15 protein-coding genes are annotated in these 18,775 nt (G+C 35.7%); 8 read left to right on the forward strand and 7 right to left on the reverse strand.

Annotated features, from left to right (window positions below; genetic code table 11):
- Positions 1-162: 162 nt before the first annotated feature.
- Together PC_RS07650 and pgsA are read left to right on the forward strand one after the other, a co-directional pair.
- Positions 163-1,665, forward strand: coding sequence for a glycogen synthase (locus PC_RS07650; protein ID WP_011176142.1), 1,503 nt, complete (start codon positions 163-165; stop codon positions 1,663-1,665).
- Between the two features lie 102 nt (positions 1,666-1,767).
- Entirely contained in the window at positions 1,768-2,385 is a 618-nt protein-coding gene (pgsA, locus tag PC_RS07655) for a CDP-diacylglycerol--glycerol-3-phosphate 3-phosphatidyltransferase (RefSeq protein WP_011176143.1), read from the forward strand.
- Between the two features lie 237 nt (positions 2,386-2,622).
- Here pgsA and PC_RS07660 read toward each other — a convergent pair whose 3' ends face one another.
- Complete coding sequence (locus tag PC_RS07660; protein WP_011176144.1) at positions 2,623-3,984, reverse strand: amino acid carrier protein; 1,362 nt, start codon at positions 3,982-3,984, stop codon at positions 2,623-2,625.
- Positions 3,985-4,052: 68 nt separating this feature from the next.
- The gene (locus PC_RS07665; protein ID WP_039358368.1) at positions 4,053-4,517 is read right to left on the reverse strand and encodes a hypothetical protein; all 465 of its coding nucleotides are present in this window, start codon (positions 4,515-4,517) and stop codon (positions 4,053-4,055) included.
- A gap of 239 nt (positions 4,518-4,756) precedes the next feature.
- On the opposite strand from PC_RS07665, the gene PC_RS10075 reads away from it, so the two are divergent.
- Positions 4,757-5,380 carry a thioredoxin family protein gene (locus tag PC_RS10075; protein WP_011176146.1) on the forward strand — a complete coding sequence of 208 codons (624 nt, stop codon included), beginning with the start codon at positions 4,757-4,759 and terminating at the stop codon, positions 5,378-5,380.
- A gap of 56 nt (positions 5,381-5,436) precedes the next feature.
- Here PC_RS10075 and PC_RS07675 read toward each other — a convergent pair whose 3' ends face one another.
- Entirely contained in the window at positions 5,437-7,443 is a 2,007-nt protein-coding gene (locus tag PC_RS07675) for an ATP-dependent helicase (protein ID WP_011176147.1), read from the reverse strand.
- Positions 7,444-7,923: 480 nt separating this feature from the next.
- Between PC_RS07675 and PC_RS07680 the strand changes: the two genes are divergently transcribed.
- Entirely contained in the window at positions 7,924-9,663 is a 1,740-nt protein-coding gene (locus PC_RS07680; protein ID WP_044045197.1) for a hypothetical protein, read from the forward strand.
- A 143-nt stretch (positions 9,664-9,806) separates the two neighbouring features.
- On the opposite strand, the gene rnpA is transcribed toward PC_RS07680, so the two are convergent.
- Both rnpA and rpmH read right to left on the reverse strand, forming a co-directional pair.
- Complete coding sequence (rnpA, locus tag PC_RS07685) at positions 9,807-10,136, reverse strand: ribonuclease P protein component (protein ID WP_011176149.1); 330 nt, start codon at positions 10,134-10,136, stop codon at positions 9,807-9,809.
- 26 nt (positions 10,137-10,162) lie between these two features.
- Positions 10,163-10,300: a 50S ribosomal protein L34 gene (gene rpmH, locus PC_RS10650; RefSeq protein ID WP_011176150.1), complete on the reverse strand. Its 138-nt coding sequence runs from the start codon at positions 10,298-10,300 to the stop codon at positions 10,163-10,165.
- A gap of 325 nt (positions 10,301-10,625) precedes the next feature.
- Between rpmH and rpmJ the strand changes: the two genes are divergently transcribed.
- Together rpmJ and rpsN are read left to right on the forward strand one after the other, a co-directional pair.
- Positions 10,626-10,763 carry a 50S ribosomal protein L36 gene (gene rpmJ, locus PC_RS07690; RefSeq protein ID WP_011176151.1) on the forward strand — a complete coding sequence of 46 codons (138 nt, stop codon included), beginning with the start codon at positions 10,626-10,628 and terminating at the stop codon, positions 10,761-10,763.
- A 10-nt stretch (positions 10,764-10,773) separates the two neighbouring features.
- The gene (gene rpsN, locus PC_RS07695; protein ID WP_011176152.1) at positions 10,774-11,079 is read left to right on the forward strand and encodes a 30S ribosomal protein S14; all 306 of its coding nucleotides are present in this window, start codon (positions 10,774-10,776) and stop codon (positions 11,077-11,079) included.
- Positions 11,080-11,226: 147 nt separating this feature from the next.
- Here the strand turns inward: rpsN and PC_RS07700 are convergent, their stop codons facing one another.
- Positions 11,227-11,703 carry a GYF domain-containing protein gene (locus PC_RS07700; RefSeq protein ID WP_011176153.1) on the reverse strand — a complete coding sequence of 159 codons (477 nt, stop codon included), beginning with the start codon at positions 11,701-11,703 and terminating at the stop codon, positions 11,227-11,229.
- Between the two features lie 432 nt (positions 11,704-12,135).
- Here PC_RS07700 and PC_RS07705 point away from each other — a divergent pair, with 432 nt between their 5' ends.
- Both PC_RS07705 and PC_RS07710 read left to right on the forward strand, forming a co-directional pair.
- Positions 12,136-12,615: an Asp23/Gls24 family envelope stress response protein gene (locus PC_RS07705; RefSeq protein ID WP_011176154.1), complete on the forward strand. Its 480-nt coding sequence runs from the start codon at positions 12,136-12,138 to the stop codon at positions 12,613-12,615.
- Positions 12,605-13,132: an Asp23/Gls24 family envelope stress response protein gene (locus tag PC_RS07710; RefSeq protein WP_011176155.1), complete on the forward strand. Its 528-nt coding sequence runs from the start codon at positions 12,605-12,607 to the stop codon at positions 13,130-13,132. The genes PC_RS07705 and PC_RS07710 overlap by 11 nt, the downstream gene beginning before the upstream one ends.
- A 797-nt stretch (positions 13,133-13,929) precedes the next feature.
- On the opposite strand, the gene PC_RS07720 is transcribed toward PC_RS07710, so the two are convergent.
- Complete coding sequence (locus PC_RS07720) at positions 13,930-18,714, reverse strand: hypothetical protein (RefSeq protein WP_011176157.1); 4,785 nt, start codon at positions 18,712-18,714, stop codon at positions 13,930-13,932.
- Positions 18,715-18,775 lie beyond the last annotated feature (61 nt).

Genomic DNA, 18,775 nt, shown 5'->3' on the forward strand with positions numbered 1-18,775 from the left:
TCTAAATTAAATATTCGAAGTCTAATCTTCAAAAATATATTTGTTTGTGGAAATATTTAATCATTATCCTTTATTGATTGAAATAACCAACACTAAACTGCCAATAGAAAGTAAAAAATATTAAAATTCAATGAAAATGCTAATTCAGAATCGGAGCTTGTCATGCACATCATTCATATAGCCTCAGAACTTGCCCCTTTAGCCAAAGTTGGAGGATTAGCAGACGTTGTTCTAGGTCTTTGCCGTGAGTTATCTTGGAAAGGGCATGATGTTGACATCATTATTCCTAAGTATGATTGCATGGATAGCGAGCAAATCCGAGACCTGACAGTGGATTATTTTGAACTCCCCTCATTTTATAATGGAGAATGGTTTTTCAATACAGTTTGGATGGGATGGGTGGAAAATTTAAAAGTTTATTTTATTGAACCCCATCACCCTCGCTTCTTTTTTAATCGCGGCTGCTTTTATGGTTGTGAAGATGATCTCGAACGTTTCTTATACTTTTCTCGTACAGCTCTAGAGTTTTTGTATAAAAAGTCTATCTTGCCGGATATTATTCATCTCCATGATTGGCAAACAGCTGTTATTGCTCCTCTGTACAAAGACATGTATCAAAAGCTTGGGTACACAAAACCAAAAATATTGTTTACAATTCACAACATGGAATATCAGGGAAAATGTGCAGCACATGATTTGAATTACATTGGCCTCGATGGCAATCGATATCAACAACATAGTTTTATGCAAGACAATCTCTACCCTCATTTAATTAATTTGCTCAAGGGCGGCATCGTTTATTCAGATTTCGTAACCACTGTATCTCCTAATTATGCAAAAGAGGTTTTAACACCGAAGGAAGGAAGAGGACTTGAAGCCACCTTAGTAGAATATCAGCATAAATTCAAAGGGATTTTAAATGGAATTGACTACTCTTATTGGAATCCAGAAATTGATCGATTTTTGCCCGCTCATTATTCTTTAAGAGAAATGCCTAAAAATAAAAAAGATCGAAATACTGTTGATAAAAAAGGTTTTATCAAAAAAATTTTAAGAGAAAAACTTTATTTGGCCGAGGAACATAGACCTATTATTGGATGCATAACTAGACTTGTCCCACAAAAAGGAATCGATTTGATTAAACATACGATTAGACATATCGTTGAAAAAAAAGGACAGTTTATCTTACTAGGCTCAAGTCCTATCCCTAGTATTAATGATGAATTTCATCGTTTAAAGCATCAATACACCGACCATCCACATATTCACTTAATTTTGCATCATAGCGAAGAACTTGCTCATCTCATTTATGCGGGCTCTGACATGTTTATTGTTCCCTCACTTTTTGAACCTTGCGGCCTTACACAAATCATTGCTCTTAAATATGGCACTGTTCCCATTGTTCGTCGCACAGGAGGATTAGCTGACACAATTATCGACGTCGATCATACAGATCAACAACCTGATAAAAAAAATGGATATGTTTTTGACGATCCAGATGCTAATGGAATAGATTCTGCCATCGACCGCGCCATTCATTGTTGGTTTGAAGAACCTGAAAAATGGCGTCAGTTGATGCTTAATGGAATGAAAATGGATTTTAGCTGGAATCAATCTTCAGATTGTTATCTGAAAATTTATCAAGCTATCTCAGCAAAAAATTAAAGGGACTCTTGAATTAATACAAAAATGTAGTTATTCTTCCTTTCTCGTCTGAGTCTTGGATTTCTAATATAACTATCAGCGATGGTTGAAAGGAAGATTATCTTGAGTATTCCTAATTGTCTGACTTTTTTTCGTATTTTTATTAGCCCCATTTTTCTATTGGTTTATTTAGAATATGAGTTTTTAAATATCCAAATGACAACTTTGCCTTATATTTTACTTTTTCTTTTAGGTATCTCAGAATTATCTGATGCCTGTGACGGATATCTTGCACGTAAATATAATCAAGTTACAGATCTGGGTAAAATTTTAGATCCTATGGCAGACAGCATCTATAGAATTTCAATTTTTCTAACTTTTACACTTCCTCCTGTTCAGCTTCCCATGCTTTTGATTTTTATTTTTATTTATAGAGATTCTGTTGTAAGCACTTTAAGAACTATTTGTGCTTTGAAAGGATTCGCACTTGCTGCTAGACCTAGCGGTAAAATTAAAGCTGTCTTTCAAGCCCTAGCTTCATTTACTGTCATTATTTTGCTAATTCCTTATTCGCTGGGTTATTTATCTCTTCATTCGCTACAATATATTAGCATGATAGTTGTATTAGCAGCCGCTCTTTATTCCTTACTTTCGGGTGTAGAATATGTTTATGCCAATAAACAATATATTATGAAGCTTTTGACATCTAAAAATAGCCTAAAACGAGATTTAATTGATTAAATTTCGAAAAATTCCCTTTTTACAGTTGGTTTATAAACATTAAAAATGAATAGTTTATTCTGTTGAGAACAAAATACTCATCTAATTGGAATTCATCTCAGCAAATGATAATTTGAAATAAAATTATTATGACTTCAATTCCCTTATTTGCGTAAAACAACTTTTTGGATATTCCTCAAAAAAATTCCTCTATAAATTAAATAACAATTTCAGAAGTAAGAAATATCAAATTTTTAGTTACGAAATTTCTGCAAGGGGATGGCTTTCACATAAGCGTGCCTCTTCTCTTACAAGATTGAATGAAATTTCATGCCTTAGCATGAAAATTCCATACCCATTAATAATCAATAAAGAAACACCAGCAATAGCCATTGCTGTTTGTGCTTGGCTTGTTCCCATAAAAGAAAACAGAACTAAGGCTACAACCGCGTAAATATAATAGACGCCCCGGCCAAATTTAGGTGAGAGATATTCTGCACATTTTAATCCAACACAAAAATAAGCATTGATTGTGTTATAACCAAGCATAAACAAAAAAATAGGCATGAATAAATGCATATAAGGGAAATATTGCCCTAGAGATAGTTGAACTAAGAGACCTGCCTCTATGGGTTCCTGCCAAAATCCAGTGGTTAAAATCAAGAAAAGACTGGTTGTACAAACTATAAATGTATCGAGAAAAATATCGAAAATAGCTAATGAGGCTTGTTTTTCTGGAATTTGCACGCTAGTTTCACTATGAATGACAGATGCATAACCCACTCCAATATCACCTGTATAGCACCCTCTTCGAATTCCATACGACATAGTACTCATAATTCCAGCTCCAGCAAATCCTCCAATAGCGGCATGCCCTGAAAAAGCAGAAGTGAATACTTGTTGAATTACTGTAGGTAAAGCGGAAAGGTTATTGACCAATACCCACATTCCCATTCCTACATAAATCACAACAAAAACTGGTAAACTCGTACTTGAGATAGTTCCTACCCGACGAACTCCTCCACTTCCCGCAAAAACCACAAGAACCAGTAAGGTCGCTGTTACCAAATAAGAGTTGATGCCTAAGTTTGTTGTAATACTAGTGGAGATGACACTAAATTGGTAAACTTCTACTCCGTAAACACACAGCAATACACAAACAAGTTTAGGAATCCAGCTAGTTTTAAAGACTTTTTGCAAAAAATACATAGGTCCCCCATTATATCCCCCACTTGCATTGGAAACTCTATAGCGCAAACCCAAGTAAACTTCTGAATATTTTAAAATCATCCCTGCTAAAGCAGTCATCCAAATCCAAAATAAGGCTCCAGGCCCGCCAAGTTGAACGGCTGTACAAATCCCTACAATATTACCAATTCCTACACATCCACCTACTGCAGCAAAAAAAGCTTTGAGAGGATGAACTCCATGTTGATTTTCTGAACTGCGTAGTCGCATAAAACTGAAAAATGTCTTAAAAACGGTGGGTAAATGTCGAATTTGAAAAAAACCTGATTTTAAAGATAAATACAGCCCCAACAGAATGACAATGGGAACTCCTGCATAAGTCCATAGAATATTTTCCAGCTGATTTAATTGACTACTTAAAGCTGTAAGCATTTATCGCCTAATTTTAATTTAATAATTAAACAATTTTAACAAAATTATTATTTATTTTGATTTAAAAGTCAATTAATTAGTTTATTTATTTGAAGAAATTGTTCTTTCCAGAAATAAAAATCTAATAAACCTGAAACAGAGCGCCCCATTAAATAATAGCTCAGATAAATAGCTTCTATTGATGCAAGTCCCCTCTCTGGATCTGGACAATCATCCTGATAACGAGGATAAGCTGTCCGAAAATGATGCGGTAGACTTCGGTATAGATAATTTGTTTGATTTTCAAATGGCTGTATCATCTTTCTTGCATAACGCCAGGTCGCGTCTAAAACAAGTAATCCTCTGTTACAATCTTCATTAGTGAGAGGTGGAGCATTGACTGATAAAATAATATATCCTTGTAAATCTGGTAATTTTTCATAAGGATATTTCAAAAAAACAAAATCTTTTCTTGTTTCCAAACCACGCAAACTACATTTTTTTAGATTTTCAAGCCGATGTCGAATAATAACAGTGGGAGGAAAAGGTTGCATTATTGAGTTAATTGCCTTAAGTTGGAATTTGAACAAATAGCAAACAAAACATGACTTTCTTCTTTTTTGCAAAATGATACTGATTTAAGTTTAATCAAAATTAAAGCCCATTACCCATAGGTCTGCACAACATTGCTATTTTTAATCGATTTTAAATTTAGTCTAATTGTGCAATAAAATAAGAATTTAGCCCAATATTTTAATATTCATTAAGCATAAATTCAAGAAAGGAATGAAAAATGAAAAAAATAACCAATTTCTTAATCAGTGGCACCTTAACTTTAACTGCTATTATCCCCTTATTTGGCCAATCTCCCTCCAATCAGCAGGCTTACCCTAATCAAACATATGCCCAGCCAACAACGACAAAGGGACAAATGAATCAAAGCAAAACCCATGATCAATCTTCTCGTCATTTTGGCTCACAAAACCTTAATGAACACTCTTTGACTTGGATAACAAATTATCATGAAGCTGTTGCCCAATCTCAGTCGACAGGAAAACCCATCATTTTATTATTTACAGGCACAAATTGGTGTCCAGCTTGCATGAAATTAGAAAAAGAGGTGTTAACTAAGCCTGAATTTGCACAAGGTGTGGGCAATCAATTTATCTTCTTCAAAGCCGAATTTCCAGACTATGGTGAAGATGCTATTATGTCATCTCCATATAGTACTTTATTGCAACGCTATAACATCAATGCATTCCCCACTCTTGTTGTGATCAACGCAAGTGGGCAACTTTTGTTTACCGTTAATTACAAAGCTGGTGGGCCTACTGTTTATATCAACGAATTACTACAAAAACTCAATCCAGGCCAATTCTCGGGTTCTATGAACCACTTTAACACTTATTATCGATAATTATTTAAAGTTGATTCTGGATCACGATAAAAAAATCAGGATTCAGAATTATTTTTTTAATTTCTCCAGTCAGTCATTTTCAATAACTCTTTCGGAATTTCAAATAAAAATCTCGATGGGCGGCTAGCCATATCCTTACCCATACGTTTACGTTGCTGAGCCATACTTATTGTTAAATGCTGCTGAGCACGTGTAATTGCAACATACATCAACCTTCTTTCTTCTTCGATTCCTGTTTCTTTCATACTTTTTTCATGTGGAATGATATGATCTTCCATACCAACTAAAAAACAAACTGGAAATTCAAGCCCTTTTGCACTATGAAATGTAAGTAAACTTACGCGGTCTTCATGACGATTATTTTTTGTCGATTGATTAAATTTATTATCTACATACATATTTCCCAAAAAATTTTCTAAAGAGCTTTCTAAATCGGGGTTGAGTTGTGCCTGCTGTTCAAATTCAGCTAAAGAAGAAACAAATTCTTGAATATTTTCCCATTTAAAGTCCCTCATTTGTTGACTTTTCACTTCCTCTTTAATGGCTTTTTGATAATTTATTTGCTCTATTAGCCATTTCAAATTTTCTGCTAAATTACCTTCTTGGAATCGTTTTTTTGCTTCGCTAATTAAATGAGTAAACTCACAAATTCCTTTAAAGGCTTTTCCATGATAAATTAGTTTAGCTCCTTCCCCTTTTTGATTTGCAACCTCTTTTAAAACATCCCAAAGAGGCCTTTGAAACTGCCTATTATGGGTCGTCAATAGATCTAAGCTATCTTCACCAATTCCTCTTCTTGGTTGATTCACAATTCGTAGCAGAGCTTCTTGATCAGCCGGATTAATGATTAATCTCAAATAAGCACATAAGTCTTTAACTTCTTTTCGTTCATAAAATTCTGTGCCTCCAAAAATTTCATAAGGAATTCCTTGAATCCACCGATTCTGAAATTTCCAAACCTGTCTCATGAGAGCCGTTTCAAATTGGCGAGATAGAGCATTAGATCGATATAAAATGGCAAAGTCTTTCCACTGCAAATTTAAACTTTCTTTCATTTTTACAATTCTTTTAACTACTACTTGAGCTTCTTCTAGCTCATTCGGTGTATGAAAGACCTCAATAGGATGTCCTTCTCCTTTCTCACTCCATAATTTTTTTTTATGTCGATATTGATTGTGATCAATAACTGCATTTGCAGCTTTTAAAATAAAATTTGTCGAACGATAATTCTGTTCTAATTTAATGACAGTTGCTTTTTCAAATTCTAAAATATTTTTAACATCTGCACCTCGCCAACCATAAATCGACTGATCGTCATCACCAACAACACATAAATTTTGGTATTTAGAAGTAAGTAAAGAGGCAAGTCGATATTGAATCGGATTCGTGTCTTGATATTCATCAATCATCATATAGCGAAATCGTTCTTGATAAGCTTCTAAAACATCCGGAAATCGTTCGAGCAACTCAACAGTCAAGCTCAAAAGATGGTCAAAATCAACAGCATTATATGCTCTCATACTTGCTTGTAAACGGCGATAAACGTCTTGAACAAATGAATTGTGCCATTTTGACTCAGAAATTTCAATATTTTCAGGAGAAATTCCTTTATTTTTTGCATGCCGGATGGCGTTGAGTGTAGAAGTCAAAGAGGGAAGTTCCCCTTCATGCTGCAAAATATCGCGAACAATCATGTTAATTAATCGTTGCACATCTTGTTCATCGTACAAACTAAATTTAGTTGTATAACCAAGCTTGGCAATGTCTTGGCGCAGAATCTGCATACAAAAACCATGGAATGTGCACAAGGTCACTTGCTTGGCTAATTTTGAATCTACAAAATTTGCCAATCGATGACGCATTTCTGCGGCCGCTTTATTTGTAAAAGTTAAGCCTAAAATAGCTCTGGGTGAAACATTTAAATAACGAATTAAATAAGCCATTCGCATTGTTAACACGCGAGTTTTTCCGCTTCCAGCTCCAGCTAAAATTAATACTCTTCCATTAATGAGCTTAACTGCATGCTTCTGCTCTGGATTTAAAGTTTCTAATTCTTTTTCCATCGATACAATTTCTAATTTTGCTCATTTACATATGAGATAAGGATTAAGTTTACCAAAAACAATTCAAAAGGTTGACAGATCGGTCTTTTATTAACAACAGCCGTTTTCTTAACAAGGTTTAAATATTATCTTAATCGTTTAACCCTCTCATTTTTAAATACTTAATAAAGTGCAAATGATTTAAATAAAAATTTTCTTAACAAATAATTTTAGTTTAAAGTAAACAGAGGATTAGATGCACATTTGATATCTGCTCACCCCCCTAACGACCTTTTGCTCTTATATTTACACAAGCTAGAGCTTCTTAATTAGCTAATACTGGATATAAAACTGACAAATGATCGCTTGTCTTTTTCCTGCTTTAACAAACTAGGAAAGAGTCGATTCTCATACTTGTTAAAAAATTATTTTTTGGACGTTTTAAAAACAAAAAAGTTAATAAGATTTCCGTCTCCAATAATCAAACAAGGAGTTTTTTTTATGCATATAGTAGATTTAAGATCATCATCAACTACTCACGATGGAACAAATCTACAAGGAGAACAATCGAGTCAAAATCTAGCAATCCCACCCCATCCCCCTATTCCTCCATTCATTTCTCCCTTACCTTTACCAGAAGCTTCTCCTCGCGCAAATGGCATTTTATGTACTCAAATTTCTCCTACGCCAATGACTCAAAATTCAGGGACTCCCCCTCAAAATAGATTTAGAGAGACTCATTCAGATAGCACAAGTAATTTTTCTGCGATTCCCACAAGCGAAGCAGAGCAATCTGTTGAAGCAGATCCAATTTCTGCTCCTACTTCTCCTTTAATTTTAGCTCATGTTTCTCATCAAGATGAAGGTCCTTTAGTCCAAACATTAGCAACTAAAATTATGGCGTTTATTGAAAGGCAAACTCCTATTCGTTTAAATACTTGGTTTACTCCTGAGGATCAAGCAGAAATGGAACAAATTATTAGAAATACCTCTGACAGAAGCCAAACTATTACAATGTCATTTTTGACATGTCTATCTGGAATGGTAGCCAGTTTTGCTCTCGCTGTTTCCCAAAAAAACAAGTCTTATGAATTAGATGCGAGCAGATTAACGATCTTACAAAGAGAGGCCTACAGCCAAATAAAGGAGCAAGATCAAGCCTCTTACGAAGTTTTAACTGAACAATCTCTTAGAATAGAAGAATTAATGCAAACAAGAAAAGATGTTTATAGAATTCAGTATGAAAAGATGCAAACAGAGCAAATGCATTTAAAAGAAATACACAAAGGCAACACTAGAGGGTGGTTTGCCCCTCATTTTGGGATTGCTTACCACGCAGAAACAGTGTTTAAATTACTAGAACAACGACGTCTTAATTTAAAAATTTCTCTTAATGATTTAAACAGACTTCCAGAAAATTCTCCACCTCGCACTTCACATGAAGTAACGCAAATTGTAACTACAATAAACACTAAACTTGCAGAATTAGAAGAGCAAATTTTAGTTCATCAAAAAACATTAAAATCTTTAGAGGGTGAATCTGCAGACCAATTTAGATGTGAAAGTTATTACCTGCATTTTAACAGAATGAAAAAACAAAGTAGATGCTACGATGAAAATCAAAGAAGAATAGCACAGCGTCTTCGTGAACTAGAAGCAGAAACAAACACTGAACTTTTGCCAAGTCAGATGGCTCAACGAAAATTTGAGATTGCTATGATCAGGGCTTATCAGAAAAAAATTGAGAAAAGATTAATTAATCTCAGAACGCTTTTAAGCGGCTATAAAATTATGGAGGGAGAAAGAGTGACTGTTAACGTAAGAAGAAATAACTCTAGATCAGCTGAATTAAAAAAAGGAGCTGATCTTTTAAACAGTCTTGTTGCTCTTCAAGAACGAGTGACTATACACTCTTCATTAGCGCACATTTCCCCCCCCGAAATAGAAAAAAATTTGCTTAAACAAGATTACTTGAAATTTCTTGAGTTACAATCTAGTTTTAGTGTGGTGCATAATACTTTCAAAGAGAGAACAGTTAGTTTGGAAAGCAACATGATTAAGTGTTTTTCAAATGTTGAAAAAATTGAAAGTTGTTTAAAAACGTTTAGACAGCAAATGGCTAATCTTACAGTTGAAATTAAACACAGAACGTGTTGGTTCAAAGCAGAGATTACACCTCCTGCTCAACCCTGGTGGCGTTTTATTATCAATTTCTTATTCCTTCAAAGGCGCTTTGATTAATCTTGTTTGATACCGGTACTGAAAAAACTTTAAAGTTTTTTCAGTACCGAAATTGCTAATACTAAATTTATGACATTCAAAATCTTAAAAAAGTTAATGTTTTGATGCTTTAAACTTCATCTAATCAACCATCATTTAACGACTTAGCTTAATTTTTGATAGTGCCTATAAGCTTGATTGATCAATTCCATTAATTCTGCTTGAATATCTTGCATTTTAGCTTGATGAGCAAGTGTACGAGGTTTAACATTTAAAAGTAGTGCTTGAGGAAATGTATGATGGGAAAGGCGAAAAGCTTCCCTAACTATTCTTTTAAATCGATTTCGCTGATGAGCTTTACCAAATCGGCGTGTGACTGTGATTCCTAACTGAGAATGAGAGCGATCATTAAAACGAAGATCTAAAATAATCCATCGTCCAATGTACCGAGAAGATCCATTAGCCATGCGCTGGTACTGCTTACGCGTACGCAAGCGCATTGACTTAGGAAAACGATAAGTTAAACGCGTGTTAATTGTTTACGTCCATGTCTACGACGTCTACTAATAATTTTACGTCCGTTGGCTGTGCCCATTCTTTTCAAAAAGCCATGCTCAGAAGAACGGCGACGTTTGCTGGGTTGATAAGTACGCTTCACGGCTAAATTTCCTTAAATTTAAATTCAATGTTAATAAAAGCTTAGCTTGCTTTTAAACGTTTAAACATGGACAAAATAATATTGATTTTTAAGAATAATTGCAAGGAATAATTCTTTATAGGTATTTATCAGAAAGGTAACATTCTTATTCTTTTATCCTTGAATGGTAAGCTTTAGCTTTATTAGAATTTCAATTTCAGCTATTCACTAACAAACGCTTTTTAAGCCTCATTTGATTGAGAAAATTCTTGAATAAAATTGAATCTTGATTTATAAACAATGCTTACTTTATAACCTTCACTGATTAACTCAATAGGGAATTCTCATGAAAGTCAAAGCATCGATCAAAGCTGATCCTTCTAAAGGCGATATACTTGTTCGTCGCAGTGGTCGTTTGTATGTTATTAACAAAAAAGATCCTAATCGCAAACAGCGCCAGAAAGGCCCAGCCCGTAAAAAATAAGGAATAAAACATGGCGAAGAAGTCATCGGTAGAAAAGCAAAAGCGCCGCGAAAGGCTCGTCCAATTAAAATGGGATAAAAGAAAAGAGCTCCGCGAAAAAAGTTACAACATAAACCTTAGCGAAGAAGAAAGAGAGCAAGCTCGCATCGCGCTTAACAAAATGCCGCGTGATTCTTCCCCTATACGTTTAAGAAATCGTTGCCAAATGACTGGCCGTGCTCGTGGCTTTATGCGTAAGTTTAAGCTCTCTCGTTTGACATTTAGAGAACTAGCTTCTATGGGAATGATTCCAGGTGTGACTAAGTCAAGCTGGTAATCCCCTATTCTTTAGAATTTAATCTGCATTCTCAAGGATGACTTTTGTCATCCTTTTTTATCCCTCAATTTAATCTGTAAATAATTTTTAAAAAAATTGAAGCTTACTTTTAATTCTTTGCATAAACAGATTAAACTTTAAGCCTATTTAAAGGCTATGCTTGCTTAACGCTTCTTTGAGATTAGTCAGTTGATCAACTTTTTGCCATCGGTCCATTCCCTCAGCCCAAACATAACTATTGAATCCCAACAACCCACTATTCCACAAATTCCGTAAAGCAATGATGCTAACAGGTCCAACTTGTTCATGGTTTTGATCTAAATAATACCACAATTTATTTTCTTCCTCTTTCCAACTAGAGGGGGAAATGGGTTGTTGTGGCTGTGAAATAGAAATAGCAGGATCTGGCTTTGCAATAGTCATCGTTGGCCTAATATTTTCCTCTTTCTTGATAGAAGGAAGAAAAAATAATAGGATTGTTGCGAAGAAATTAAACAGCAATCCAAGAATAAACCAGGTAGTAAAATCTCTTCCTTTTTGATCTGCGTAATACCCTGTCAAATAGCCAATGATTGCAGATAAAACAAAACTCGTCATTATTTGTGTTGCGTCTAATTGAGGCATTCTCAAACCTTTACTTATAAAATCGTTAAATTCTCCTTTTAATTCGCTGAGATAACTTTCAAAATCTGCAGAGAAGTCTACAAGAGTGGTGATTATTTTTTGAACTTAACACCTCACATCATTTTTCACAAAAAATTTATCATAGCATCTTTAATTTGCCTACTTATAAAAAAAGTTTTGAATAAAATTATAAATAATATTTTTAAATGATAAAGGACTAGTCAGATTAAAATTTAACTGCTAATGTTGCAGCCTAGAGTGCATCAAAATAATGAGATGTAATGATAAGTTAAAAATTTAAATTAATCAGCAAAACCTGCTGTAAAAATTATATTTATACAAATATGCTTAATCATTTAAAGACTTGTTTAAATAAAATTGCTCAATTGATACGTAAGTGAAGCGGATCTAATTGCTACAAGGAAAAAGTTCATGATAGACCCTAAAGTTGATAAAAAGAAAGTAGATACAAAAGAATTTGAACTTCCAGAGACAGTTTTTATTCGAGATATTGAAGATAAAGTTTTCCAATCTATTGCTTTGCAATGTCTTGCGCAAATTGATGGAATTAGTCTAGTTGAGGGAAATTATATCGATCATCTTCTAGGCCGTATTGCTGAAGGTGTAAAAGGCATTTACGCCGAACAAGATGATAAAAATCAATCTGTAAATATTAAAGTAGAAGTAAACATTTTATTTGGAACCTCAATTCCAGAAAAAGCCGAAGAAATTCAAACAAAAATTGCAGAAGAAATCACAAAGTTAACAGGCCTACACGTTTCCTCTGTTCATGTCGTATTTAAAAATGTCATTTCTCATGAGCAAGCCCAGAAATTAAGCCAAAGTTTTACACAAGGTCCTCCCAAATTAATGGGAACCAACTTAGATGAAGATTATTCCGATGAATTTTAAATTTGAACGTTTTTTCTACGTAGCTATTAGTTTTATTTTTGGAGCTTTCTTCTTTGTTGTTGGTGTGTTCAGTATTGCGTTACCTTGGTCTGAACTTCTTCGAAATGCAATTATCCGTTTTATAACAGAAAACACCCTAATCTTATCACTATTTGGGCTTGGCTTTGCTCTGATAGGTCTTTCAATATTTATTTACACAGCGATTAGCACCAAGCACCGTTATACATTTATTAAAACAGGAAATCGTTCGATTTCTATTGATGAAAATTTAATCGAACAATACTTGAAGAGTTATTGGAAAGAGCAATTTTCTCAAAGCGAGGTTCCTTTTCAGCTCATGATTCGTAAAAACTTTCTTCAAGTAGCCGCGGATCTACCCGCCATGCCTGAAAAAGATCAAAAAAATGTTTTAGAAAAAATTAATCGGGATTTCTCATACCTTTTTGGAGAAGTTCTTGGCTATCCACACGAAGTCCATTTAATAGCTAGTTTTAATAGAAATATTGGAACTAAATGATTAGAATTTATTAAAATTATTGATTAATAAAATCATTTTTTTATTTAAATAGGTATTGTAGCTGATATATCATCACTTAATATAGTCATATAATCATTCCTAATTAAATTTTTTAATTCAGTCAAACTATTTATTGAAAAGGTTTTAACAAACTCGAAGTAGAAGCTAAATATTAGTATGTCTGCTGTTCTTTTTTTATTTTATTCTTTATGGCTTTTCTAGTTTTTTCTCTGTAAGCTGGTTTTCAACCGTATCCATCTGTTTACCTTAGATCAATGTTAACGCCACAAGAGGATTCAATTTCGCTCTTGATGTCTACAATAGGCGAATATATCTTGTCTTTGTCTTGGCTTTTTTCTAATTTCCATAACTTTTCGACTAACTTTTCCATCCTAACCACATAATACTGATTAAATTGCCAATGCACTGCTGTCTTAATTTTAAGAAGCCTTTGGCAATCTAGATCCAATTAATCATCCGCCCAAACAATAATTTTCCCAATCAGGTATCCATCCAGCTTTCCAGATAACCAACTTGTTCTAATTAAAATGGTTATGTTTATAACCATTTGTTTTCTAGGTAAAAAATTTGATTTAAAAGACATTGCTTGCTTTGATAGGGGCCAGTCTAAGGGATGCTTTCATCACAAATAAATGAAAACCTAGCCAACACTATAACCAATCATCCTAGAGTTTTTCTGTATAAAAATTTGAAATGTTTATTTTTTTGTGAAGACGGAAAACTCTACGAACAGAGCTCCTTCGGAATCAAGAGCTTGTCTAATTGTTTATAACTTCCTATTGCTTTATTAAATCACCGTTAAGCCAGAACTTCTTAAGAGCAGTATTAGAAGCAAGAACCTTAGCAAGAGCTTTCATCCCCTTATCGCTTATTAAGTTACCATTAAGAGAAAGTGTCGTAAGAGCAGTATTGGAAGCAAGAGCGCGAGCAAGCGCTTCCATTCCCTTATCGCTTATTAGATTTCTGTTAAGATAAATTGTTCTCAGAGCCGTATTGGAAACAAGAGCAATAGCAAGTGCTTCTACTCCCCTATCGCTTATTTGGTTTCTGTCAAGATCGAGTGACTCAAGGGTAGTATTGGGAGTAAGAGCGCGAGCCAAAGTTTCCATTCCCTTATCGCTAATTTGGTTCCCGTTAAGATAAAGTTTTCTAAGAGCAGTATTGGAGGCAAGAGCCTGAGCAAATGCTTCCACTCCCTTATTACTTATTAGGTTTTCTCTAAGAGAAAGAGTCATAAGAGCAGTATTGGAAGCAAGAACTCGAGTAAGCGCTTCTGCTCCCCTATCGCTTATTTGATTACTTTCAAGCCAAAGCTGTTTAATAGTAGTATTGAAAGTAAGAGCACGAGCAAGCGCTTCTACTCCCCTATCGCTTATTTGGTTATTATTAAGCCGGAGAAAACTAAGAGCCGTGTTAAAAGTAAGTCCATTAGCAATAACTTCCGCTTCCTTATCGCTTATTCCCCTGTAACTAAGGTCAAGCGAAGTGAGCCGAGAATCATTCATATAAAGTTGAAATAATTGTGTACGGTCAATTTCTGAAGTTTTTATTTCTCTTAAAATTTTGCTTACTTTTTCTTTTTTTATCGTTTCTAAATCTAAAGCTGAGCAACTTGTGAAACTTCCTTTGACATAGGGAGCCATTGTTTTGAAAAAAAGCGTTTTTAAATGGGGATTTTTATCGGCTTTTAGAATATGCAAAAAAGGAGCATCTAGCTGAATCGAGGCAAGCACCTCACACCTCATGAGTTGCAATTCTTCTAATTTGGCAAACTGCAAATAAGTAGAGGCGAAGGGAAAGCGTGTTTTTTCAAACGCGCGCAGCTGAATGCAGCGGTTTAAATAAAGCATTTTGAGGTTAGGAGAGCGCTTTTCGATTTCCTGAATGGCTTCTTCTTTGATAAGCGGGCAGCCGCTCACATTTAAATAGTCGAGTTCAACATGCAAGAAAGGCTTTAACGAGATGTGATCTAAAACAGCACAGTTCATCAAAGTCACTTTTCTGGGTCGAAGCTTTTTATTTTTCATTAAAAAGATTAGGGCATTTAAAACGAGACGTTGCCGCTCCCGATCAGGTGTCTTTCCTTTAACCATCTTTCTAAAATCTGCTTCAATCCATTCTCCTTCTTTGTTTGTTCCGAACGCGACATGTGAAGTGCACCGACTTAAAGTAAACGCAAAAAGCTCACTTTGAGCTTTTTCAGGAGAGTATTCTTCACGTGCTTGAATTTCTTCAAACGTCGGGGGTTTGCCAAAGGTGGCTGCGTCAGCTTGGGCGGAAGTGAGAGAAATGTCTACCTGACGATCGATCGCTTGTTGTAGCCTTTGTTTGGGACTTAGGCTGCTTGCATTAGCTTGCTTATATTTAGAGTACACCCAGCGATCTAGGGTTTGCTTGTGACTGCCCCGTAAGTTGATGAGATAGGGCAAAAGATCGAGAGAAGCAAAATCTTTTTTGTTTTTTAAATCTTGGCGTAAGCAGTCTTGCAAATGGTAAAATTGAATGAGTAGATTCGTCACCATCCCGCTGCGCAAAAGTAGCGTTCCTTTAAAGCAATCTTCCGGGTTTTCTTCATATAAAATTTTTTCTTCTTTAGGAGTAAAGAGATGAAGAGCACGGTAGTTCTCGTCTTTTTGGATTAAGTCTTCGAGCCAACTATTGAGGATGAGGTTAGGATCTAAATAAAGAAAAGCCTGTAGTACTTCAGGATCTAAACGGTATTTAGCAGGTAAGCAAAAAAGAGCTGAGGAAAAATGGACCTTATGTCCGGCGAAATGGTGGATGACAGGTTCGACAAAAGAAATATCATTATCGACGCAAAAAATGCGTTGCGTTTCTTCTTCGACGACATAGTTCGAGAAGCGACCATCGCCTGGACGTGTCAATAAGGCACACAGGCAAGCCCAGGTCAGTTGCTTGACATCTAGCTTTTCTGCGTTTTCTAACGTTTGTCCTTGAATTGTTTTTGAAATTAAGACGGGATAGATTTGTTTTTTTCCTTTCACATCAACTTCAAAGCGTGCTAGTTCAGTTGGAGGACTCAAATGCCCCGCAATGCGTGCCGTCAGCGCATAAATGGCATATTCCAGCAAAGGATGCGTTGGTTTTTGTTTAAAGTGCAGATGATAGCCTTCATAGGAGGCACGTGCAACGGGGTGAGCGCTTTTGTATTGCCGTTTGAGATTGCCCGTTTCTTCTAAAATTTGTTTGCACACGGCCTGGTTGAGATACCGAGCATGCGGTACTGCCGGGCAGCGGATTTTGACTTGGAAGGGATCGTCTGAATCCGGATGGTCGGTTGTCATGGCAAAAATTGCTTTTTGAAACTGCTCTTCTTCCAAATGCTGGCTTTGTCTAACACCGCTTGGGTTGGGAATCGAGGCAAGATGAGCGATTAAAGCAGCAAAATCTACCTCCTTGGCATAACTGTCCAAAACTTTAAGATAGGTCTTTCTCAAAGGTTCCGTGAAAGTTATTTGAGAGAGCCTTTTGTAGTAAGCTTCATGCCAAACCCAAGCTTGATCAAGCGCCTTTGCTTGTTGCCTGAAAACAAGATGATGCACGAAATGAGTCATCCAGGGCTTGAGATTTTCTATTGTATCAGGATGCAGTTTCTCTTCGTAATAAGCCTCTTGAAGAAGATCTAGTTTTTGAAAATGAGAATCTAGCTTAAAAATGCAAAGCTTTAATTGATGAGAGTTTAGGCTGGAAATGCAAAAATTTAAATCAGGAGTATCCCAACCGGAAAAGCAAAGCTTCAATTTGCGGTAAAGAGGGCGCAGGACAAGCCAGTAAATCTTGGCCAGGATTTCTTTTTCATCATGAAATTCTTTTAGGCTAACCTCTTCTTTTTGTTCCCCACAAGTAAAATGAAGATCTACTCTTTTTAGGTAAATAGCCGCCACCGCCTCTTGCAATAAGAAGCCGCTTTCGACCGTGAAAATTTCCTTTTTCACAAACGCGTCGATAAGATTGATTGTATTGGCTTCTTCCATGCCGAAATAAAGAGATAAATCATTTAAAAGGTGATGGAGCAGCTCCGAGTAGTGTTTTTTTAGATCAATAAACTGGACTTTAAAAGGATCATGCCAAATCTCTTCATAGGTTTGCAGGCGATCTATCAGCATTTGTAATGCTTGGCTTTTGCGTCTGACTTCCCCTGTTTGCGGCAACTCTTCATCGAGATAGTCGTGCATTTGTGTTTGGTAAAGGTCAAAGAGCACCGAGTTCGTTTGATGAAAGGAAATAGTTTTACGCAGCGTATTACTATGGGAATTAGAAGAATACTCCTCCATTTTTTGCATCTGAGCCAATCCATCGGGTGTGTTGATAAGATCTGAAATAACAGCTGGATTACCGCCAGAATCGATATGAAAACCGGAACGATGTTTAGCCCCGATACAAGTAAAAACGAGCAACCCTTGTGCCGGATCCTCTCCAAGGTTTATTATCTGTAGTTCTAACAGACGGGCTAATTTCACAAAGTAGGGTCGATGCTCAATTCCTTCTATGAGGATGCACCATTCTAAGTCTGAGTAGGGACAAAACTCTTCTTTGGCTAGGGACCCCATTGCTCGTAAATCATATAAGCAAGGAGGATCTCCTAAAATGGCAATAGCATCATCAATTAAAGCGTGCAATAACTTGATCAAGTCTGTCGAAACTTTTTTTTGAAAAGTGCACACCTCTTTTATCGTAAATTTTTGCAAATTGATCATCTGATACAACGCGCGGAAATTTTCGCGATAAGTATCCAATTTTTCTCGATATTTAGCCGTGATAAAACAAGTCGTGGGAAGAGATTCACTATTTAAGTAAGAGAGCATCGTTTCATTTAGAGTACCCAAACCACTTGCTTGGATCCGCTCTAGTCCTCGTGTTTTTAACGTATGCGAGATAACTGCATGCACTTGTTTATAGAATAGTTTAATCAAAGCATGCTTTTCACTTGGGCAACAGATCGATTCGAAACGCGTTGCAAGATTTGGGAAAAGTTGCACGACTTGTTGGCTATCGTTTTTTCCCACCGCTTGTTCTAAGCGTTGCTTAAAAAAGCTAAGAGAGGTCGAAGCGGCTTTAAAAAGGCGCGAAGCCAAACATTGAAGTTCTGAGGAAGCCTTCGAGATAGTCTGAGCCTTTCCTACATAATGAATGGCATCAATAAAATAACTCAGTTGTTTATTTTCTTGTTTTTCTTGTTTTCCTTTTTTGTAGTGCCACTTGGCTAGCTCAATAGCTAGCAGCTGTTGCTCTTCTACAAAGCAAGGATCTGCTGTCAAATTGAGCAGTAAACGTACACTCTCATTTATCTCTTGAGGTGCCTCTATCACAGGAATAAGCGCCAAGAGGCAGGCAAAAATCTTTTCAAGCACTTCTTTTTCCACCTGAGACGGCAAAGAGGTCATGAAAACATTAAACTTCTCAATGGCTTTTGAATATTTATGTTTTGCGATAGCATCCAAAACTGCATCAAGGCTATCTACTAATTCTCGGAATTTCGATGGCTGCTCAACAAATAAGAGGGAAGAGAATAGGGAGGGGATAGAATGAGTGCTTTGCATGATTTGACTATCTTTTTGTTTTTTAATTCGCAATGAAAGGATAGTAGCAAAAAAAATATCC

This window comes from Candidatus Protochlamydia amoebophila UWE25 (assembly GCF_000011565.2).
Taxonomy (GTDB): domain Bacteria; phylum Chlamydiota; class Chlamydiia; order Chlamydiales; family Parachlamydiaceae; genus Protochlamydia; species Protochlamydia amoebophila.

Coding starts and splice junctions, on each gene's coding strand:
- PC_RS07650 (WP_011176142.1), top strand. CDS start 163: ATGCACATCATTCATATAGCCTCAGAACTTGCCCCTTTAGCCAAAGTT.
- PC_RS07660 (WP_011176144.1), bottom strand. CDS start 3,984: ATGCTTACAGCTTTAAGTAGTCAATTAAATCAGCTGGAAAATATTCTA.
- PC_RS07665 (WP_039358368.1), bottom strand. CDS start 4,517: ATGCAACCTTTTCCTCCCACTGTTATTATTCGACATCGGCTTGAAAAT.
- PC_RS10075 (WP_011176146.1), top strand. CDS start 4,757: ATGAAAAAAATAACCAATTTCTTAATCAGTGGCACCTTAACTTTAACT.
- PC_RS07675 (WP_011176147.1), bottom strand. CDS start 7,443: ATGGAAAAAGAATTAGAAACTTTAAATCCAGAGCAGAAGCATGCAGTT.
- PC_RS07680 (WP_044045197.1), top strand. CDS start 7,924: ATGCATATAGTAGATTTAAGATCATCATCAACTACTCACGATGGAACA.
- rpmJ (WP_011176151.1), top strand. CDS start 10,626: ATGAAAGTCAAAGCATCGATCAAAGCTGATCCTTCTAAAGGCGATATA.
- rpsN (WP_011176152.1), top strand. CDS start 10,774: ATGGCGAAGAAGTCATCGGTAGAAAAGCAAAAGCGCCGCGAAAGGCTC.
- PC_RS07700 (WP_011176153.1), bottom strand. CDS start 11,703: ATGCCTCAATTAGACGCAACACAAATAATGACGAGTTTTGTTTTATCT.
- PC_RS07705 (WP_011176154.1), top strand. CDS start 12,136: ATGATAGACCCTAAAGTTGATAAAAAGAAAGTAGATACAAAAGAATTT.
- PC_RS07710 (WP_011176155.1), top strand. CDS start 12,605: ATGAATTTTAAATTTGAACGTTTTTTCTACGTAGCTATTAGTTTTATT.
- PC_RS07720 (WP_011176157.1), bottom strand. CDS start 18,714: ATGCAAAGCACTCATTCTATCCCCTCCCTATTCTCTTCCCTCTTATTT.